The organism is Brachyspira catarrhinii (genome assembly GCF_005518285.1).
Classification (GTDB): domain Bacteria; phylum Spirochaetota; class Brachyspiria; order Brachyspirales; family Brachyspiraceae; genus Brachyspira; species Brachyspira catarrhinii.
The window spans coordinates 1-4063 of the sequence record NZ_SJDU01000215.1 but is presented as its reverse complement, the minus strand read 5'-3'; the positions used below and the strand labels follow the sequence as shown (position 1 = coordinate 4063).

Here is a 4063-nt window from a genome sequence, read left to right as displayed (position 1 = left end):
ACGAGAATAATTCCTCTCAAAAATAATCCATGCCCGAATTTTGTAATATTATTGTCTCTGTCGGGTATATTGTATGAAGCCGTATAAAGTATTGATAAATATTCGCTATTTATTCCAATCGCTCCCGTATAATTTTCGGTGATTGCGGGAGTTCCTTCGACAAAAGGATATTCATGTCCTCCGTTATGCCAATAATGAATCGCGATATAAGGAGTGAATATTTTTATAAAATCCAAAGCGTAAATTATTCCGACATCGAATCTTTCTCTATGTTCAGCGTTATGTTGTATTTGCCAATTCATATAAGCTTCGCCGCGTCCTCCTTTAAACCACTCGAAAGAAGCGCCGTATTCGTAGAATCCATGAGTAAAAGGCTCGTTATATTTATAGCCTTCGGGACCTTTCGCTATCAAAGTATTATCGGGAGTCGCTCTCACAACGGGAGTCATATTCATCAAAGGGTCTCTTATTGGAGCGGGCAGATTATGTCCTCCAACCATAGTTCCGATTCTTAAAGATATATATTCGTTTGAAACTTGAGTTGTGACTATAGGAAAAAATCTTATGCCTTGCGGAAATTCAAAAGTAAAAGGAAAAAATATTGAAGCTCCCACTCTTAAACTCACCAAATCGTTAAATTTTATATCGAATGCTCCTTCCGTAAAATTTTCAAAATAGGTTAAAGTAGTTCTTGTCGCTTCCCAATATGTATTTTCGCCGTTATAAGCATAGGAACTTGTGAATAATCTAAAATCTACCGTAGTCTCTCCGAATGCATTTATTGTCAAAATAACAAATATAATAATAAAATTAAGTATTTTCTTCATAATGAATATTAATCTCCGTTTTGAATATGAATTTATTTGAATTATATCATATTTAATAAAAAAATAAATTATTATATTTTACTTATTTTATTAATTTGGTTTTTATCTGTTATAATATTAACGAATAAAAAAGTTATTGACTTTTTATAAAAAAATATTAGATTATGGAAAGAGAAAATAAATAAAAATAAAAAAATCATTTTGGAGTTGTCAATGGAACGACATATAATAGATGGATATAGAAAAATCGAAGGAAATTATCCAAACTACAGAGAATATCTGATTCATTTTTATTGTAAGGACTGTTTCAATTTTTGGGCTGTGGACGAAAAAGAAATTAATATATCGGAATTTGACGATTTGAGCCAGATTGACGATATTATAGAGGATTCGGTTTCTAACTGTCCAATTTGCGGTTCAACGAATATAACGAGAACTCAAAATAATAATAATTAAGAATTTATTTTATTATTGATTAATTCTATAATCTCCGTAGAATCGATATCTTGAGCGATATTTAAAGCGTTTTTGTCCTCTTCGTTTATTATAGATAAATCCGCTCCGCTTTCTATAAGGAATTTTGCAGCGTTTATATTATGATTTTTCAAGGCAATTATTAAAGCGCTCTCTCCTCTAATGTCTATTTCGTTAATATTCGCTCCGTTTTTTAGCAAATAATCCAATATTTCAGTCGCTCCGTCTTCCGCCGCATACATTAATGGAGTTCTGTTTGAAAAATCTTTTGAATTTATATTCACGCCAGAGTTTAAAAATTCTTTTATTTTTCTAATATCTCCGTATAAACAAGCGATATGAATGCTATTTGAACCTTCTATTTTTACATTTTTTAGAATTCTTTTAAGCGATGGAAATAATATTATTATGGCAAATATAACGATTATTATTATAGTATTTGTATTCATAACTTACTCTATTATATAAATTTAAGGATTAAAACTAACTTTAACATTTTTTATTATATCTATATCTTTAGCTTCCGATTTAGAATATTTAGGAATGGCGATTTGAGAATTCGCTTTATCTCCAATATTTATTTCTGCGGTATATAAAACATTATTGTCTTGATATATTGTGGCTTCGACAACTATTCTGTAATTTCCGTCTTTTATTAACTTTCCGTTATTATCTTTGCAATCCCAAATTATATTTACATTTCCTTGTTTCGGAGTCGCTTTAGAAACGGCGTCTATTTCGGACTGACTCATTTTTATAGCGTTGGCTTTTTTCTGCCAATTTGATAAAGATTGATTTCGTTTTTTCCATCCCGATTTTCTGCCCGTAAAATCAGTTATATAAATCGTTTTAATATAATTTCCGTTCGCATCTTCGAGCCAAATCGCTATTTGATTGCTTGAAAATCCGTCTCTTTTGGTGTAATCGAAATTGATTTGAACGGTTTTATTATTTTGAGAGTATTCATGAGAAGCGCTTATAAACAAAGCGAATAATATAATAAAAATTTTCTTTAACATAATTTAATCTCCTTTAATTTTTATAAATTCTATATATTAAGAATTATATAACTTTTAAATAAAATGTATATACTTTAATAAAAAATTATTTACTTTTTTATAAAAGAATTTAAAATAGAAAAAATAAATTTAAATTGGATTTTAATCATGCAAAAAGAAAACGAATTGGAAAAAATAAAATTAGGTTTTTCAAGTATAGTAATTTTCAGAAATATTTTGAAAACCAAAGTTATAAAAAAATTAATCAAATTTTTAAATTTTGAAATTCGAGATAATATTGATAATATAAAAAAAATCGATTTATACTCGGAATTTTTATCCGAACTTTTTAAATGCGATAATAATTTGGCGGATTATATTTTATCTCAAATATTTTTAGACGACAATATTTATATAAATAAATGCATCTTAAAAAAAGAAATAAATAACAATCTAAAAAAAATTCTAAAAAACGAATTAAACTTTTTTAAGTATGTTTCGTCTTTTGATTTTTCTTCGCTTTTTGAAAAAGAATATTCAAAAAAAATCTCCGAACTTGAAATTAAAGAGATTGATTTTTATAAAATATATTCTGAACATATAAAAAATATCGACAAAAAAGGGTATGGAATATTTTACGATAACAATATGTTTGTTTTGGACGACAAAAAAAATATAATTGCCGTAAAACATAAAGATAATCAAGATATAAAAAAATTATACGGATACGAAGCCGAAAGAAATAAAGTTATATCGAATACAAAAATTTTGCTCGAAGGGAAAAAAGCGAACAATATACTTCTTTACGGAGACGCGGGAACGGGAAAAAGCAGCACTGTAAAAGCGGTTGCAAATTTTTTTAAAGATGACGGATTAAGGTTAATAGAAATCAAAAAAAATCAACTTAATTTTATAACCGATATAATTGAAAGTTTAAGCGACAGTCCTTTAAAATTTATAATATTTATTGACGATTTAACTTTTTCTTCCAATGACGACACTTTTTCTTATTTGAAAGCCGTTTTGGAAGGAGGAGTAAATTCTTTTCCCAACAATATTGCCGTTTATGTGACAAGCAATTATAGACATTTGATAAAAGAAAATTTTGGCGACAGAGACGGAGACGATATTCATGTGGAAGATACGATTCAGCAAATAATGAGTTTGACGAACAGATTCGGAACTATAATAACATTTCAGCGTCCCGATAGAGATTTATTTAGCGAAATAGTTTTATCCTACGCGAAAGAAAACGATATAAAAATAGACAAAGAAGAATTAATAAAACAAGCGGAAGCCTACGCTATTAGAAGTGCGGGAAGGAGTCCGAGAGTCGCAAAACAGTTTGTGGAATTTTTTATACAGTAGGTTTATAGATTTTTAATTTCTTCAACGGTTAAGCCTGTATATTTTGAGATTAAGTTAATATTTGCTCCATCTTTTTTCATTGCTTTTGCAGTTGCAATTTGTCCATCTTTAAAGCCTTCTTCTCGTTCTCTCGATAACATTATTTTTTGTCCTAATAAAAATGCGTCTCGGGCGTCATAGGCTCGCATAAGTTTTTCGTCAGAAGTAAATCGTTTGTATTCTTCAATAACTTTTGTCATAATCGGGTTTGCCTCCTTTAGCTCTTTTTCTATCGCTTTTAAATTTTTGCTTGTAAAAAATTTCATCCAAGTCAATAATCTATTTTTCTTTAATTCGTCTAAAGTTGATTTTTCAATTATTTCAATAAATCTTTGAACTTCCAAAATATGCATTTGA

At 28.5% G+C, this 4063-nt stretch carries 5 protein-coding genes and 1 pseudogene; 2 read left to right on the top strand and 4 right to left on the bottom strand.

Annotated features, from left to right (window positions below; all coding sequences use genetic code 11):
* Positions 1-827 (bottom strand): hypothetical protein (locus EZH24_RS08250; RefSeq protein ID WP_137998672.1); only part of this gene is annotated, 827 nt, incomplete at its 3' end.
* Positions 828-1040: 213 nt separating this feature from the next.
* On the opposite strand from EZH24_RS08250, the gene EZH24_RS08245 reads away from it, so the two are divergent.
* Entirely contained in the window at positions 1041-1283 is a 243-nt protein-coding gene (locus tag EZH24_RS08245) for a hypothetical protein (RefSeq protein ID WP_137998670.1), read from the top strand.
* Here the strand turns inward: EZH24_RS08245 and EZH24_RS08240 are convergent.
* Both EZH24_RS08240 and EZH24_RS08235 read right to left on the bottom strand, forming a co-directional pair.
* Positions 1280-1750: an ankyrin repeat domain-containing protein gene (locus EZH24_RS08240; RefSeq protein WP_137998668.1), complete on the bottom strand. Its 471-nt coding sequence runs from the start codon at positions 1748-1750 to the stop codon at positions 1280-1282. The two genes, EZH24_RS08245 and EZH24_RS08240, sit on opposite strands and share 4 nt — an antisense overlap.
* A gap of 21 nt (positions 1751-1771) precedes the next feature.
* Positions 1772-2320 carry a DUF2271 domain-containing protein gene (locus EZH24_RS08235; protein ID WP_137998666.1) on the bottom strand — a complete coding sequence of 183 codons (549 nt, stop codon included), beginning with the start codon at positions 2318-2320 and terminating at the stop codon, positions 1772-1774.
* Between the two features lie 147 nt (positions 2321-2467).
* Here EZH24_RS08235 and EZH24_RS08230 point away from each other — a divergent pair, with 147 nt between their 5' ends.
* Positions 2468-3667 (top strand): ATP-binding protein, encoded by a 1200-nt coding sequence (locus EZH24_RS08230; protein WP_137998664.1) that lies wholly within the window; start codon positions 2468-2470, stop codon positions 3665-3667.
* Between the two features lie 2 nt (positions 3668-3669).
* On the opposite strand, the pseudogene EZH24_RS08225 reads toward EZH24_RS08230, so the two are convergent.
* Positions 3670-4063, bottom strand: a pseudogene (locus tag EZH24_RS08225) (PD-(D/E)XK nuclease family transposase); the annotation flags it as partial.